11 protein-coding genes, 1 tRNA gene and 1 pseudogene are annotated in these 14,163 nt (G+C 68.7%); 7 read left to right on the plus strand and 6 right to left on the minus strand.

Annotated elements, in window-relative coordinates; translation table 11 throughout:
- The 4 genes and pseudogenes from dxs to rapA all read right to left on the minus strand — a co-directional run.
- Positions 1-1,584, minus strand: a 1,584-nt coding sequence (gene dxs, locus IPN92_19645; protein ID MBK8640387.1) for a 1-deoxy-D-xylulose-5-phosphate synthase, incomplete at its 3' end; no start/stop codon positions are given.
- Between the two features lie 91 nt (positions 1,585-1,675).
- Positions 1,676-4,268, minus strand: a pseudogene (locus tag IPN92_19650) (copper-translocating P-type ATPase).
- A 113-nt stretch (positions 4,269-4,381) separates the two neighbouring features.
- Positions 4,382-4,582, minus strand: a complete 201-nt coding sequence (locus tag IPN92_19655; GenBank protein ID MBK8640388.1) for a heavy-metal-associated domain-containing protein — start codon at positions 4,580-4,582, stop codon at positions 4,382-4,384.
- Between the two features lie 94 nt (positions 4,583-4,676).
- A complete protein-coding gene (gene rapA / locus IPN92_19660) occupies positions 4,677-7,484 on the minus strand; it encodes an RNA polymerase-associated protein RapA (protein ID MBK8640389.1) in 2,808 nt (935 codons plus the stop codon).
- A 96-nt stretch (positions 7,485-7,580) separates the two neighbouring features.
- Between rapA and IPN92_19665 the strand changes: the two genes are divergently transcribed.
- Complete coding sequence (locus IPN92_19665; GenBank protein ID MBK8640390.1) at positions 7,581-8,222, plus strand: CoA pyrophosphatase; 642 nt, start codon at positions 7,581-7,583, stop codon at positions 8,220-8,222.
- On the opposite strand, the gene queA is transcribed toward IPN92_19665, so the two are convergent.
- The gene (gene queA, locus IPN92_19670) at positions 8,219-9,244 is read right to left on the minus strand and encodes a tRNA preQ1(34) S-adenosylmethionine ribosyltransferase-isomerase QueA (protein MBK8640391.1); all 1,026 of its coding nucleotides are present in this window, start codon (positions 9,242-9,244) and stop codon (positions 8,219-8,221) included. The two genes, IPN92_19665 and queA, sit on opposite strands and share 4 nt — an antisense overlap.
- 163 nt (positions 9,245-9,407) lie before the next feature.
- On the opposite strand from queA, the gene IPN92_19675 reads away from it, so the two are divergent.
- From IPN92_19675 to IPN92_19685, 3 genes are all read left to right on the plus strand, one after another.
- Positions 9,408-9,494: transfer RNA gene (locus IPN92_19675), tRNA-Leu, on the plus strand.
- Between the two features lie 193 nt (positions 9,495-9,687).
- Entirely contained in the window at positions 9,688-9,888 is a 201-nt protein-coding gene (gene rpmE / locus IPN92_19680; protein ID MBK8640392.1) for a 50S ribosomal protein L31, read from the plus strand.
- A 28-nt stretch (positions 9,889-9,916) separates the two neighbouring features.
- Complete coding sequence (locus IPN92_19685) at positions 9,917-10,678, plus strand: thermonuclease family protein (protein MBK8640393.1); 762 nt, start codon at positions 9,917-9,919, stop codon at positions 10,676-10,678.
- Here the strand turns inward: IPN92_19685 and IPN92_19690 are convergent.
- Entirely contained in the window at positions 10,659-11,288 is a 630-nt protein-coding gene (locus tag IPN92_19690) for a hypothetical protein (GenBank protein ID MBK8640394.1), read from the minus strand. The genes IPN92_19685 and IPN92_19690 overlap by 20 nt on opposite strands.
- 132 nt (positions 11,289-11,420) lie before the next feature.
- Between IPN92_19690 and IPN92_19695 the strand changes: the two genes are divergently transcribed.
- The 3 genes from IPN92_19695 to IPN92_19705 all read left to right on the plus strand — a co-directional run bounded on the left by IPN92_19695 (position 11,421) and on the right by IPN92_19705 (position 14,074).
- On the plus strand, positions 11,421-12,608 hold the full coding sequence (locus IPN92_19695; protein MBK8640395.1) for an ATP-binding protein: 1,188 nt from the start codon (positions 11,421-11,423) through the stop codon (positions 12,606-12,608).
- Positions 12,609-12,772: 164 nt separating this feature from the next.
- Complete coding sequence (locus tag IPN92_19700; GenBank protein ID MBK8640396.1) at positions 12,773-13,597, plus strand: transposase; 825 nt, start codon at positions 12,773-12,775, stop codon at positions 13,595-13,597.
- Positions 13,598-13,684: 87 nt separating this feature from the next.
- Positions 13,685-14,074: a helix-turn-helix transcriptional regulator gene (locus tag IPN92_19705; GenBank protein ID MBK8640397.1), complete on the plus strand. Its 390-nt coding sequence runs from the start codon at positions 13,685-13,687 to the stop codon at positions 14,072-14,074.
- Positions 14,075-14,163: the final 89 nt, after the last annotated feature.

Here is a 14,163-nt window from a genome sequence, read left to right on the forward strand (position 1 = left end):
GCCCGCCGCCAGGGCCGGGGCGAGCCGGCTGCCAAAGGCCAGGATGGCGATGTCCCGTCCGGTCCGGCGCACCTCGCCCTTGCCGATCGGCAGGGGCACCAGGCCCGGCTCGATCCTGACCGCGGGACCGGAGCCGCGCGGATAACGCACCAGGGCGGGGCCCGGATACTCAAAGGCGGTTTGTAGCAGGCGCCGGCAGTCGTTCTCATCCCCGGGGGCGGCGATGATGAGGTTCGGCAGGCAACGGGCGAAACTCAGGTCGAAGCTGCCGGCATGGGTCGCCCCGTCCGCCCCCACCAGTCCGGCCCGGTCCACCGCCAGGGTCACGTCCAGGTCCTGGAGGCAGATGTCGTGGATGAGCTGGTCGTAGGCCCGTTGCAGGAAGGTGGAATAGATGGCCACCACCGGCTTGAGGCCCTCGCAGGCCAGGCCCGCCGCCAGGGTCAGGGCGTGCTGCTCGGCGATGCCGACGTCATGGTAGCGATCCGGGAACTGGCGGGCGAAGCAGGTCAGGCCCGAGCCCTCGCTCATGGCCGGGGTAATGCCAATCAGGCGGGCATCCTGTTCGGCGGCGTCGCACAACCAGTCGCCAAAGATCTGGGTGTAGGTGCGATGACTGGACTTGCCGGACAGGGCCCCCGTGGCGCAATCGAAGGGTGAGACGCCGTGGAAGGCGACGGGCTTTTCCTCCGCCGGCTCGTAGCCCTGGCCCTTGCGCGTCACGATGTGGAGCAGGCGCGGTCCCCGCATGGTCCTCATATTGCGCAGGGTGGCGACCAGGGCATCGATGTCGTGACCGTCGATGGGCCCTATGTAATTAAAGCCGAGTTCCTCGAACAGGGTGCTGGGCATGACCATGCCCTTCATGTGTTCCTCCCAGCGCCCCACCAGTTGGCGGATGCTCGGCAGGTTCTTGAGGGCGCTCTTACCGCCCTCGCGTACGCTGGTGTACAACTTGCTGGACAGGATTTGCGCCAGGTGATTGCTGATGGCGCCTACCGGCGGCGAGATGGACATCTCGTTATCATTCAGGATGACCATCATGTCGGTGTCGGTGGAGCCGGCGTGATTGAGGGCCTCGAAGGCCATGCCGGCGCCCAGGGCGCCGTCGCCGATCACCGCGATCACATGGCGCTGCTCCCCCTTGAGTCGGGCCGCCGTCGCCATGCCCATGGCGGCGCCGATGGAAGTGCTGGAATGGCCCACGCCAAAGGTGTCATATTCGCTCTCGCTCCGCTTGGGAAAGCCGGAGAGGCCCCCACCCTGGCGCAGGGTCGCCATGCGCTCCCGACGGCCCGTGAGAATCTTGTGGGGATAGGCCTGGTGGCCCACGTCCCAGATCAGCCGGTCTTCCGGGGTCTCGAAGACGTAGTGCAGGGCGATGGTCAGCTCCACCACCCCCAGCCCGGCCGCCAGGTGGCCACCGGTCCGCGAGACGCTATCCACCAGGAAGGCGCGCAGTTCCGACGCCAGGGCAGGGAGCTCTTCCGGGGACAGTCGGCGCAGATCGGCGGGAAAATCAACGGTGGAGAGCAGCGGAAAGCGCCCGCCGCCGCGTGGATGGCTCTGGGTGGCGTGAGGCATGTTAGGACAGGTCCTTCCTGAAAATAACAAGGGCTAAGGGATAACCGACGAAACAGTCTAGCGCAGACCCGCGAAGGGCGCGCCGCGAGGTTCATGCCGGGGATCTCATGAATTGCCGCAGCCGCAGGCTGTTGCCAACGACAAAAAGGCTCGACAGGCTCATGGCCCCCGCCGCGATCATGGGATTGAGCAACCAGCCGTTCCAGGGGAAGAGGGCCCCCGCCGCCAGGGGAATGAGCAGCAGATTGTAGGCAAAGGCCCAGAAGAAGTTGCCGCGAATGATCATTAGGGTGCGGCGCGCCAGGGTGATGGCCCGCGGGATGGCGCGCGGGTCCTGGGACATGAGTACCAGGTCCCCGGCCTCCACGGCGATATCGGTCCCGGTGCCGAGGGCGACCCCCACCTCCGCCTGGGCCAGGGCCGGGGCGTCGTTGATGCCATCGCCCACGAAGGCCACCCGCCGGCCCTGGGCCTGCATGGCCTTGATGATCGCCGCCTTGCCACCCGGGAGCACCTCGGCCCAGGTCTCCTCGATGCCGGTTTGCCGCGCCACCACCGCCACCGCCGCCGCGTGATCGCCGCTGACCAGGGCCGTGGCGAAACCCAGGGCCTTGAGGCTGGCGATGGCCTCGCTGCTGCCCTCCCGCAGGGGGTCGGCGACGCCGATCAGCCCGAGGGGCTGGCCCGCCCGGGCCAGGTAGAGGAGGGAGCGGCCCTGGGCCTCCAGTTCGACGACGGCGGACGCCAGGGGGGCCAGGTCGATGCCCAGGGCCTCCAGGTAGCGCGCCGAGCCGATGGCGACGGCTTCCCCCCTGATCCGGCCGCTCAGGCCCAGTCCCGGCTCCGTGACGATAGCCTCGGCCTGCCAGTGTGCGATCCGATCGCTGATGGCCTGATCGGCCTCGGTGACAGCGCCCGCGCCGGAGAGGGCGGCCTGCGGCACCTCTTCCAGGCTCACGCCCGCGGCAGGGGTCTTGATGCTAGCCTTGATGCCACCGTCGACACCCTCTCTGCCATCCCCCTCGGCGGCGACCCTAACCGCGAGCCCGGCCTCCGTCGCCGCGGCCACCACCGCCCGGGCCAGGGGGTGCTGGCTATAGCGCTCCAGCGCCGCCGCCAGCCCCAGCAGGCCCTCCCGGTCACCATCAAGGGCGATGATCTCCGTCACCTCGGGCCGGCCCCGGGTCAGGGTACCCGTCTTGTCAAAGACTAGGGTATCGATGCCGGCGAGGCGCTCCAGGGCCGGGCCGCTGCGAAAGAGCAGGCCCAGCTCGGCGGCACGGCCGGTGCCGACCAGGATGGCCGTGGGCGTCGCCAGGCCCATGGCGCAGGGACAGGCCACCACCAGCACGCTCACCGCCGTGACAAAGGCGTAATGCAGCGCCGGCGCGGGCCCGAAGGCCAGCCAGGCGGCAAAGGTCAGCAGGGCCGCCGCCATCACCAGGGGCACGAAGATGGCGGCGATCTGGTCCGCCAGGGCCTGGATAGGGGGTTTCGACCCCTGGGCCTCCTCGACCATGCGGATGATTTGCGCCAGCACCGTATCGGCGCCCAGGCTGGTGGCGCGGAACTGGAGGACGCCGGTCTGGTTGAGGGTGCCGCCGACCAGGCGGTCGCCCGGCCCGCGGGCCACTGGCAGGGGCTCGCCGGTGAGCATGGATTCATCGACCCAGCTCTCGCCGCTCTCCACCTCGCCGTCCGTCGCCACCCGCTCGCCGGGGCGGACGATGACGCGATCGCCCAGGTTGACCGCTTGCAGGGGGAGATCCTGCTCCAACCCCGCGCGGATGACCCGCGCCGTGAGGGGGCGCAATTCGACCAGGCGGCGGATGGCCGCCGAGGTCCGCCCCTTGGCGCGGCCCTCCAGCCATTTGCCGAGCAGGATGAGGGTGACGATGACCGCCGTCGCCTCGAAATAGAAATGGGCGGTGCCGGGGGGGAAAACTCCCGGGGGCCAGCAGGACCAGGGTGGAATAGCCAAAGGCCGCGCCGCCCCCCAGCATCACCAGGCTGCTCATGCCGGGGCTCAGGGAGCGCAGCTCCGCCCAGCCGTGGCGCAGGAAACGCCGGCCGGCCCAGAAGAGGACGGGCGCGGCCAGCAGCATCTGCAGCAGCCCCTGGCCTCGCCAGCCCAGCCGGGCGTCCAGCCAGTGGCCCAGGGGCATCCAGAGCATGGGCCCCATGGCCAGGATCAGGAGGGGCAGGGTGAAGGCCAACCCCAGCCGCAGGTCGCGTGCGAGGCCGTCATCGAAGGTGCCGGGGGCCGCTTCCGCCTCCATTCGGGGCTCATAGCCCGCCCCCCGCACCGCCGCCGCGATGGCGTCCGGTGCCAGCATGGCCGGCAGATAACGTACCTGGGCCTGCTCCGTGGCCAGGTTGACCGTCGCCTCGATGACCCCCGGCAAGCGCCCCAGGACCCGCTCCACCCGGGCACTGCAATTGGCGCAGGTCATGCCGCCGATCCCCAGGGCCAGGTGCGCCTCCTGGGGGACATAGCCCGCATCCCGGACGAGACGGAGCAACTCCGGGATGCTCGCCTGGTCGTAGTGGACGATAGCGGTCTCGGTGGCCAGATTCACCACCGCCGCGGTGACGCCCGGCTGGCGCTTCAGCACCCGCTCCACCCGAGTGCTGCAGTTGGCGCAGGTCATGCCGCCCACGCCGAAGCGGATTTCAGCGGCCATGGTGGGGCTCCCAGGCGCGGGCACGCCCCGTCAGTCCCGCCAGGAGCCAGGTCCGCGGGACGGCGGTCAGGGGCCGGTCATCACGTCGGGACCGGGGGGGCAGGCCGAGGGGATCAGGCGACATGGGCCTGAAAGCCCTCGGCCTTGATCGCCGCGATCAGGGCCGTCGGGTCCGGGTTCCCCTCGACCGCCGCGCGCTGCTGGCCGCGGTCCACCTCCAGAACGGCGGTTACCCCGGGGACCGCCGCCAGGGCCTGGCGCACCGCCTGCTCGCAGTGGCCGCAGGTCATGCCTTCTACCTTCAATTCGATCATGGGACGGGGACCTCGTTGGTGAGTGTCAGGATGCGGGTGGCGGTAATCTCTGGGACCCAGCCACCCTGGTAGGGTTCAATCGGACCCGCCGCGTTCAGGCCGCCACCACCAGCCTCAGGGCATCCAGATGTAGCCGGACGCGGGTCAGGTAACGGGACAAACGGTCACGGCGTTCCTCCAGGGCCGTGATTTCCTCGGCGCGGATGTTGGGGTTGACACGGGCCAGGGCGCGCAAGCGCCCGATCTCGGCATCCAGTTCCCCTGTCATGCGGGCGCGGGCCGCGACTTCCAATCCCGCCGCCGCCTGGGCGGCCCGGCGTTCGCCCTCCGCCATCATGGTCTCCAGGGTCGCGGTCTTGGCCTGGATGATGGCATGAGCCAGGCGGCGGTTGCGGGTCAGGCATTGACCGCGCAGCTGCTGATGGGGGAAGTCCGCCGAGCGATCCCGGCCCTCGGCATCCAGGAGCAGGCGCAGGGCGGTGGGCGGCAGGAAGCGGCCGATCTCCAGTTCCGGGGGCGCCGGGCATTGGGCGACATGGATCATCTCCAGCAGCAGGCCGCCCGTGGGCAGGGCCGGGTCGCGCAGGATGGTCAGGGCGCAGGTCCCCAGGTCCGAGTCCAGGATCATGGCCATGGCGCCGCGGGTCATGGGGTGTTCCCAGGTCAGGAATTCACGGTCCTCCCGGGCCAGGGCCAGGGCGCGGTCAAAGGTGACCATCAAGCCCTCCTCGGGCAGTTCCGGAAACCGCTCCTGCAACCGATGGGCGCCCGGGCGCAGGACCAGGGTCGCACCCGCCCCCGGCTCCAGGTCGATGCCGAAGCTGTCCCAGACGCGGGTCAGGTAGTCCCGCAAGGCCGGGTCCGCATCCTGCTCCCTGATGGCGTCCACCAGGGCGGCGGAGACCTCGGGGTGATGGGAGTGGAGTTCCAGCAGCCGATCACGCCCGGCCGCCAACTCGGCACCGATCCGCTCCCGCTCCCGGCGCGCGGCGGCGATGAGGGCGTCCACCTTGGCGGGATCGGCCTGGGGCCTCGTCAGCAGGGCGCGCAGGCGCTCCCCGAGCCGCTCATAAACCGCCCCCGCCGCCGGGCAGATGGCGGCGAAGGCATTCAGCCCCTCCTGGTACCAGCGATAGAGGGTCTCCTCGGGGCCGCCCACCCGATAGGGGATGTGGATGCGGATGGTCTGGGTCTGGCCGATGCGGTCCAGGCGCCCGATGCGCTGCTCCACCAGGTCCGGGTTCAGGGGCAGGTCGAACAGCACCAGGTGGTGGGCGAACTGGAAGTTGCGGCCCTCGCCGCCGATCTCCGAGCAGATCAGGGCCTGGGCGCCCTCTTCGGAATCGGCGAAGAAGGCGGCGGCCCGGTCGCGCTCCACCATCTCCAGCTCCTCATGGAAGAGGGCGGCATGGATGCCCTCCCGTTCCAGCAGGGCGCGGCGCAGGGCGATGGCGGTCGCGGCTTGGGCGCAGATGACAATCAGCTTTTCCGGCCGCAACTGGCGCAGGGTCGCTGCCAGCCAGGTGACGCGCGCGCTGGCCAGGGGTTCGGCCTCGACCAGGGGGCGAAGGGGTGGCTCGGAGTCGTGCTCCGGGGGCGCGCCGGGCATCGGGCTGGCGATCCCGGCCTCGGGCGCGTTGGGCAAGGGGTGCGGAATGGGCTCGCGCGCGGGGAAGCCCAGGATGGCGGCGCGGCTGTTGCGGAACAAGACCCGGCTGGTGCCGTGCCGGTCCAGCAGGGCAGCGATGATTCGCTCCGGCGGCAGGGTGTCCAGCCCCAGGGCCCGCAGGCCTTCCTGGTCCGCCGGCGCCAGGGGCTGGCCATCCAGCAGCCGTCCCGCCAGTTGGGCAATGTCGACATAGCCGGCCTCCTCGGCCAGAAAGGCGTCATAGTCCCGCCAGCGGTGGGGGTCAAGCAGGCGCAGGCGGCCGAAGTGCCCGGCGCGCCCCAGTTGCTCCGGGGTGGCCGTGAGCAGCAGGACGCCGGGCGACTGGGCGGCGATGGCGGCTATCAGGTCGTATTCCAGGCTGGTCTCGGTGGGGCTCCACCGCAGGTGATGGGCCTCGTCCAGGATCAGCAGGTCCCAGTCGGCCTCCAGCACCGCCCGGGCGGCGGCGGGGGTGGCCAGCAGTCCCTCCAGGGGGCAGAGGGCCTGGGGCTCGGTGAGGAAGGGGTTGTCGCCGCCGGTCGCGATCTCCCCCAGTCGCTGACGGTCGAAGAGGGCGAAGCGCAGATTGAAGCGCCGCCGCATCTCCACCAGCCACTGGTGGAGCAGGGGCTCGGGCACCAGGATCAGGGCCCGCGCCACCCGCCCGGCGAGGAGCAGTTGGTGGAGGATGAGGCCCGCCTCGATGGTCTTGCCCAGGCCCACCTCGTCCGCCAGCAGCACCCGGGGGGCCGGGTGGCGGGCGACCTCGGTGGCGATATAGAGCTGATGGGGGATGGGGCTGACCCGGGGCCCCACCAGGCCCCGTACCTCGGATCCCGCCGCCGCCATCCCCCGCAGCCAGGTCTCGTAGCGCAGGCTGAACCAGGCATCACGGTCGAGGCGCGCGGCTAGCAGGCGCTGGCGCGGCCGGTTAATCGGCAAACCGGGATCGATCCGGGTCTCGGTGAGCCGGCTGGGGTGGCCTTCCGTGTCCTCGCACTGGTAGGTGAGGATGCCGGCCGCTTCCTCGACCGCCACGACCCGCAAGTCCTCGCCGCCGGGGACCCGCACCCGTTCCCCGGGTTGGAAGAGGACCCGGCTCAGGGGCGCGTTGTTCTGGGCATAGCGGCGGGTCTCGCCGGTGGCGGGAAAGAAGATACTCACCTGGCGGCCCTCGCTGGCCGTGACCAGGCCCAGTCCGAGTTCGGATTGGGTCTCGCTGAGCCAGCGCTGGCCGGGTACAAAGGGGGTCATGGGCGGGTCGGGTGGCGTACGGCTTGGGAAGGGAGGGCTATTGTAATATCCTCGCCGCATTCGCCGAGGAGGCAATCCGGACTTTTCATCGCCGCCATGTGGTCCAGTCGCTTTAACGCCGCCAGCATTGCCGCTTGCCTGGCCCAGGCCGCCGGCCGGGAGGAATCGCTAGAAGAAGAGGTCGCCAGCGAGGGGGCCGCGCCCCAGGCCGCCTCCGTCCTCCTGCCGCTGATCCGCCCCGGTTACGACCCTAAGGGGGACCCGGACGCCTCCTGGCGCCTGCTGTTTATCCGTCGCGCCGAGCATGAAGCGGATCGCCATAGCGGCGAGGTGGCCTTTCCCGGCGGGCGCGCCGACCCGGGCGACCGGGACCCCGTGGCCACCGCCCTGCGCGAGGCCGAGGAGGAGATCGGCCTGGACCCCCGCCACATCCAGGTCCTGGGCCAGATGCGCCCCTTCCGGACCGTCAGCGGCTATCGGGTGACCCCCGTGGTGGGCCTGGTCACCACCTGGCCGGTCGCCCTGAGGCCAGACCCCGCCGAGGTGGCGGAGATCTTCAGCCTGCCCCTCGACTGGCTGCGCGAGCCGAGCCACCGTCACACCCGACCCTGGCCAGCCCCTGGCCACCCCCAGGCCCGGCAAGTCATCTTTTACCAGGAACGGGAAGGCCGCCGCCTGTGGGGCGTGAGCGCCTGGATCACCGTCGATTTTCTGGGCTGCCTGGAGCCCTGGGGCTAATCCCGCCGGGTCAGGAACATGGCATCGCCGTAGCTGAAGAAGCGGTAGCCCTCGCTAACCGCATGGCGGTAGGCGGCCATAATGGCCGGATAGCCGCTGAAGGAGGAGACCAGCATCAGGAGGGTGGACTCGGGCAGGTGAAAGTTGGTAATCATGGCGTCCACCACCTGGAAGCGGTAGCCGGGCCGGATGAAGAGCCGGGTCTCGCCGCGATAGGGGGCGAGGGTGCCCGGGGCGGCGGCGGTCTCCAGGCTGCGCACGCTGGTCGTGCCCACCGCCACCACCCGGCCGCCCCGGGCGCGGGCCTGCTCGACCTGGGCGCACACGCCCTCGTCCACCTCCAGCCACTCCGCGTGCATGGGGTGTTCGTCCAGGTCCTCCACCCGCACCGGCTGAAAGGTGCCGGCGCCGACGTGCAGGGTGACGTGGGCGGAGGCGATGCCCTGGGCCGCCAGCCGCGCCAGCATCTCCGCGTCGAAGTGCAGGCCGGCGGTGGGGGCGGCCACCGCCCCCAGGCGGCGGGCGTAAAGGGTCTGGTAGCGCTCCAGGTCCGCCACCTCGTCCGGGCGCTGGATGTAGGGGGGCAGGGGCATGTGGCCGTGCCGTTCCATGAGGGCGGGAAAGTCCGCGTCCAGGGCCCGCAGATGGAAGAGTTCGCCCTCCCGGCCCAGGCATTCCAGGGCAGCGCCCGACTCCAGCCGCAGCCGGCTCCCGGGCTTGGGCGACTTGCTGGCACGGACATGGGCCAGGACCTGGTCCGGCCCCAGCAGGCGCTCCACCAGGATCTCCAGGCGCCCACCGCTCTCCTTGCGGCCGAACAGGCGGGCGCGCATGACGCGCGTGTCATTGAAGACCAGCAGGTCGCCCGGCCGTAGCAGGTCCGGTAGCGCGGCGAAAAGCCGGTCCTCTACCCGGCCGCTCGGGCCGTCCAGACAGAGGAGCCGGCTGGCCCCGCGCCGCGCCAGGGGCCTCTGGGCGATGAGTTCCGGCGGTAGATCAAAGTGGAAGTCCGAGCGTTTCATGGCGCGGATGATACCGGAAACCGGGGCCGGATCGGCGCGCCGCGCCCAGCTCTCGCGGGGCAAGGGCCTCCTGGCGGTCGCACGCACCCGCGTTCGCCTCCGCATTCGGCCCTTGCCCCGCCAGCGGGAAGGGCTATACTTACGACCTGCCTGCAGAGGCGATGCCGGGGTGGCGAAACTGGTAGACGCATCAGACTCAAAATCTGACGGTAGTAATACCGTGCCGGTTCAAATCCGGCCCTCGGTACCAACGCAAGGGCTTGTGCCGCAAGGCGAGGCCCTTTTTTTATCGCCCCGAGAGGGGGGCAGGGGACAGGCTTCCAGGCCCGGCGATGCGGCGGATTGCCCGCTTGCGGAGTCGGTAAGCTTGCTGAAAACCCATGTCAGTGATAAATTTGCGCGTTTTCCAAGATCAAGCCCCTCAGGGGATAGTCAGGGTCACCATGAAAGAAGGCATTCATCCCGCGTATCGCGACACCAAGGTCGTTTGCAGTTGCGGTAATCAGTTCAGCACCCGCTCCACCTTGGGCAAGGACCTACACGTGGAAGTCTGCTCCGCCTGCCACCCCTTCTATACCGGCAAGCAGAAGATCGTGGACACCGGCGGACGCGTGGACAAGTTCCGTCGCAAATACGGCCGCTGAGGTACCCCCTGCTCCGCGCGGGCCGGTGATGCCAAGGCGCATCCCGGTGTTTTTGCTATTGGTGATGGGGTTCCACCCCTTCGCCGCCTGGTCCGCTTGTCTCCTTCCCGCCCAATCCGAGTCCGCCCGCGCCACCCAGGTCATCGATGGCGATACCCTGGAACTCAAGGATGAAACCCGGGTGCGCCTCATTGGGATCGATACCCCCGAGATTGGCCGCGATGGCAAGGCTGACGATCCCGGCTCCCGCCAGGCCACCGCCGCCCTGCGTGACATGCTCGCCGCAAGCGGCTGGCGCGTGCGCCTCGTCGCCGATGGCGAAGGCCGCGACCGCTATGGCCGCCGTCTCGCCCACCTCTTCGACGACCAGGGGCGCAATATCAGCGAGCAATTGATAGCGCTTGGCTTGGCCTACCAAAGCCCTTTCCCGTCCAACCCGAAATTCCTGGACTGCTACAAGGAGGCGGAGGACAAGGCCCGCCTAGCCAAGCGCGGCCTCTGGAGCCGTCCGCCCCTGGAGGCCAGCCGGATCAAATCCTCCACGGCCGGCTTTGAGCGCATCGCCGGGCGGGTCAAGTCCGTCGGCCCTTACCGTGACGGCCTGCGCCTCAGGCTGGAGGGCGGGCTGGAATTGCTGATCCATGCGGAGGATCTGTCCTATTTCGATACCGCGCAACTCAACCGGCTGACGGGCCAGCGCCTGGAAGTCCACGGCTGGATTAGTCGTCACCAGGGCCAGCCGCGCATGCGACTTCGCCACCCCGCCGCCATCATCTCGCCAACGCTATAAGGGCGCGCGCCTCCGCCACCAGCCGCTCGACCCCCGCCTCATCCAGGCCCCGCTCCGGTTTTTCATCCCGGGTAGCGAGAGGTGGATTGCCGCGGGCCAGGGTCGGTAGCACCAGCAGCTCAATGGCGGTGTCCCCGGCGATGAAGGTCAGGATGGGCGGAAAGCGCCGCGACCCATCCGCGAAGTGCCGCTGCTCCTGGCGTTCCCGCCAGGGGATCCCCTGGTTCAGGAGGGCGAGGACGATCTCGTCCACGGCCTCGGCGAAGAGGTGCAGGCGCACCGGCTGATCGGGGTCGGGATAGTCATCGGCCAGGCCCCCCACCAGCCTGGGGCCAAAGCGGGCAAAGTGGCGCATGGCCGCCAGGGCCTGCTCGCGGCGATGGAGCAGGGCCGCGGCCTGGTCCGGCCGCCAGAACAGCCGCCGGTAGGCCAGCAGGGCCTCCTGAACCTCCTCATTGCTCGGCAAGAGGCGCCTGTTGTCGATCCCCGCCCGCTCCGCTACCTTGCGCCGCGCCCGCTCGGGCTCGGCGATCCCCTGTTCCGCCATCAGCCGCGCCGTCTCCTCCGCCAGCCAGCGGCGCTGGCCGGCCGCGCGATCGCGTTGTCGCATGCTCTTTCAACCTCCGGCGGGATTAGGGTACGTTAGCATAAAGTAACCCCAGGGCCTGAGCCATCCCCGGGCCTAGCCGCCGTACCATGAAATCTCGGAGTCTTGCTCCGAAATTTCAGGTAAAATCCCCACATGATTGCAAGACCAGCCCATCTCCAGCGGCTTTTGCGCCTGCTGCATAGCTTCCCCGTGGTCGCCATTCTGGGCCCCCGGCAGGTAGGCAAGACCACGCTGGCCCGTCAACTGGCAGGGCAATGGCCCGAGTCAGTGCGCCATTTCGATCTGGAGGACCCCGAGGATCAGGCACGTCTCATGGATCCATCCTTCGTTCTCAAGCCCCTGACGGGGTTGGTCGTGCTGGATGAAGTCCAACTCAGGCCCGACCTCTTTCCCCTGTTACGCGTCCTGGCGGACCGGCCAGGGCTACCCGCGCGCTTCCTGCTATTGGGGAGCGCATCGCCCGACCTGACAAAAGGTGCCGCCGAGAGCCTGGCGGGGCGCGTCGCCTTTCATGAACTGGATGGCCTGGCCCTGGATGAATTGGCGCCGCTGGCCCAAGACCGGGACTGGATTGATGCGCGCTGGTTGCGGGGTGGTTTCCCCCGCGCCTGGCTGGCGGAGGATCTGGCCGCCAGTCGCGATTGGCGCGAGTCTTTCATCCGCACCTATCTGGAACGGGATCTGCCGCAACTGGGCATCAAGCTGCCGGCGCTGACGCTGCGCCGTTTCTGGACCATGTTGGCCCATTATCACGGCCAGACCTGGAACGGGAGCGAGCTGGCCCGTGCCCTGAGTGTCAGCGATAAGACCCTGTCCCGCTATCTGGATATCCTGGAGGGAACTTACATGGCCACCCGCTTACCGCCCTGGCACACCAACCTGGGCAAGCGCGAGGTGAAAGCACCCAAGGTCTATGTGGCCGATACGGGTTTGCTGCACAGCCTGTTACGCATTGGCGCCGGCGATGATTTGCTGGCGCACCCCAAATGTGGGGCATCCTGGGAAGGTTTTATGCTGCACCAGGTGCTGCGGCGCACCGGCGCCCAGCGTGGCGAATACTTCTTCTGGGGGGTCCATTCCGGTGCCGAGTTGGATCTGCTGGTGATCAAGGACGGGCGCCGCCTCGGCTTCGAGATCAAACTGACGAGGTCCCCGGCCGTTACGCCGTCGATGCGGTCGGCGCGCGAGCAGTTGCGGCTGGACCATCTCTATGTGATCTGCCATGGGGATGGCGCCTCCTGGCCGCTGGCCGAGGGCATCGACGCCGTACCCGCCGCCTGCCTGGCTGGGCCGCAATGGCCCTGGGCGGCTATTCCCTAACCCAGATCCCGCGCATTCTTGCCCCGTCCCCGTCAATCTTCGCCCGCCGGCAGTGAAAAGTTATATACCTAAATCCTGCAAGCGCAGGCCCCGGGAAACAAGAAATGATATACTTCTCAGTGATTTAAACGCTGAAGGCATCAGCCTGAGGAGTCACCCTTTCAATGAGCAAACATAGCACAAAAGCCGGCCGGTCGGCGCAGTTCGAAGCCCCCAAGGTCCACTTTGATGCGGCGGGCCCGGCCCTCACCAGTCAGGGGGGGCTGGCCCCAGTGATCCAGTTCCTCAGCCACCTCGGCTTCAGGGCGCTGTTTCGTCAGCAGGTGGACCATGAGCGAAGCGCGAATGCCGTTTATAGCCTGGGCGATGCCGCCGTGCTGGTGATGATCGGCCTGATCGGCGGTGCCCGCAGCCTCCGCCAGTGCGTCGCCCTGTGGAGCAATCAGGTGTTGCGACGCCTGGCGGGCTGGCCACGGGTGCCGGATGAAACCACCCTCGGGCGGCTGTTCAAGGCGGGCCGCGACCGCCACGTCAGTGAACTGGAGACCCTGAATCATGTCCTGCGCCAGCGGGTGTGGGCGCGGGCCGCACGGGCCGGGCGCTCGCGCATTTGGCATCGTGACGCAGAAGTGGATCGACGTCGATTCCACCGTCAAGACCGTTCATGGTCGCCAGGAAGGGGTGGCCAAGGGCTACAACCCGCATCAACGCGGCGCCCTGTCCTATCACCCGCTGCTGCCTTCTGCACCGCGACCAAGGAAATTGTCCAGGCCTGGCTGCGCACCGGCAGCGCCTACACCAGCAACGGCATCGTCGCCTTCATGGAACAGTTGTGCGCCCAGTTTCCGGCGCACCAACGCCTGGTGCTGCGCGCCGACAGCGGCTTCTTCGATGGCGCGCTGCTCGAGTTCCTGGAGCAGCGCGGCCATGGTTACCTCATCAAGGTCAAGTTACGTAACCTGGAATTTCTGCTAGCCCAACACGCCTAGGGGAGCGCACCTGGCGCCGAAAACCTTACTTGCAGGATTTAGGTATAATTTAATCATTTATCCCTCTTGCCATTGATTTAGTGACAGATGCCCCTTGCGAACCGGCCACTTTCCCCCATCGCCCGCCAAGCCCTGCGGCTCCTGGGTAGCCTGATCGAGGAAGGCCGCCTCCGCAAAGGCTGGTCGCGCGAGATGCTGGCCGAGCGCATCGGCGTGGGGGCTCTCACCCTCCGGCGGGTCATCCGCAGTGAGCCGGGCGTCGCCATCGGCACCTATTTCGAGGCGGCCGCGCTGCTGGACATCCCGCTGTTCGGCCAGGATTCGACGCGGGCGCTGGACCAGGAGTTGGCCCGCCAGCGGGAGTTGCTGGCGCTATTGCCCACGCGCATCCAGCGACGGTTACTCTGGCGGCGGCCGTTTCTCAACCCCTATTGTCTGGAGGGCTATCTGGACGGGGTCGCGATCCCCGATCTATAACGGCGGGAACGGCGGGGCTCCCCTCCCTAGCCGGCCCCCGGGGTCTAATCGTCGCTCTTCAGGATGACCGTCCCGCTGGCGGACGTCCC

Source organism: Chromatiaceae bacterium, from assembly GCA_016714645.1.
GTDB lineage: Bacteria > Pseudomonadota > Gammaproteobacteria > Chromatiales > Chromatiaceae > M0108.

Bases quoted from the DNA above. Each gene is read 5' to 3' on its own strand.
- IPN92_19705 (MBK8640397.1), top strand. From the start codon at position 13,685: ATGCCCCTTGCGAACCGGCCACTTTCCCCCATCGCCCGCCAAGCCCTG.
- rpmE (MBK8640392.1), top strand. From the start codon at position 9,688: ATGAAAGAAGGCATTCATCCCGCGTATCGCGACACCAAGGTCGTTTGC.
- IPN92_19690 (MBK8640394.1), bottom strand. From the start codon at position 11,288: ATGCGACAACGCGATCGCGCGGCCGGCCAGCGCCGCTGGCTGGCGGAG.
- IPN92_19700 (MBK8640396.1), top strand. From the start codon at position 12,773: ATGAGCAAACATAGCACAAAAGCCGGCCGGTCGGCGCAGTTCGAAGCC.
- queA (MBK8640391.1), bottom strand. From the start codon at position 9,244: ATGAAACGCTCGGACTTCCACTTTGATCTACCGCCGGAACTCATCGCC.
- IPN92_19655 (MBK8640388.1), bottom strand. From the start codon at position 4,582: ATGATCGAATTGAAGGTAGAAGGCATGACCTGCGGCCACTGCGAGCAG.
- IPN92_19695 (MBK8640395.1), top strand. From the start codon at position 11,421: ATGATTGCAAGACCAGCCCATCTCCAGCGGCTTTTGCGCCTGCTGCAT.
- IPN92_19685 (MBK8640393.1), top strand. From the start codon at position 9,917: ATGCCAAGGCGCATCCCGGTGTTTTTGCTATTGGTGATGGGGTTCCAC.
- IPN92_19665 (MBK8640390.1), top strand. From the start codon at position 7,581: ATGTGGTCCAGTCGCTTTAACGCCGCCAGCATTGCCGCTTGCCTGGCC.
- rapA (MBK8640389.1), bottom strand. From the start codon at position 7,484: ATGACCCCCTTTGTACCCGGCCAGCGCTGGCTCAGCGAGACCCAATCC.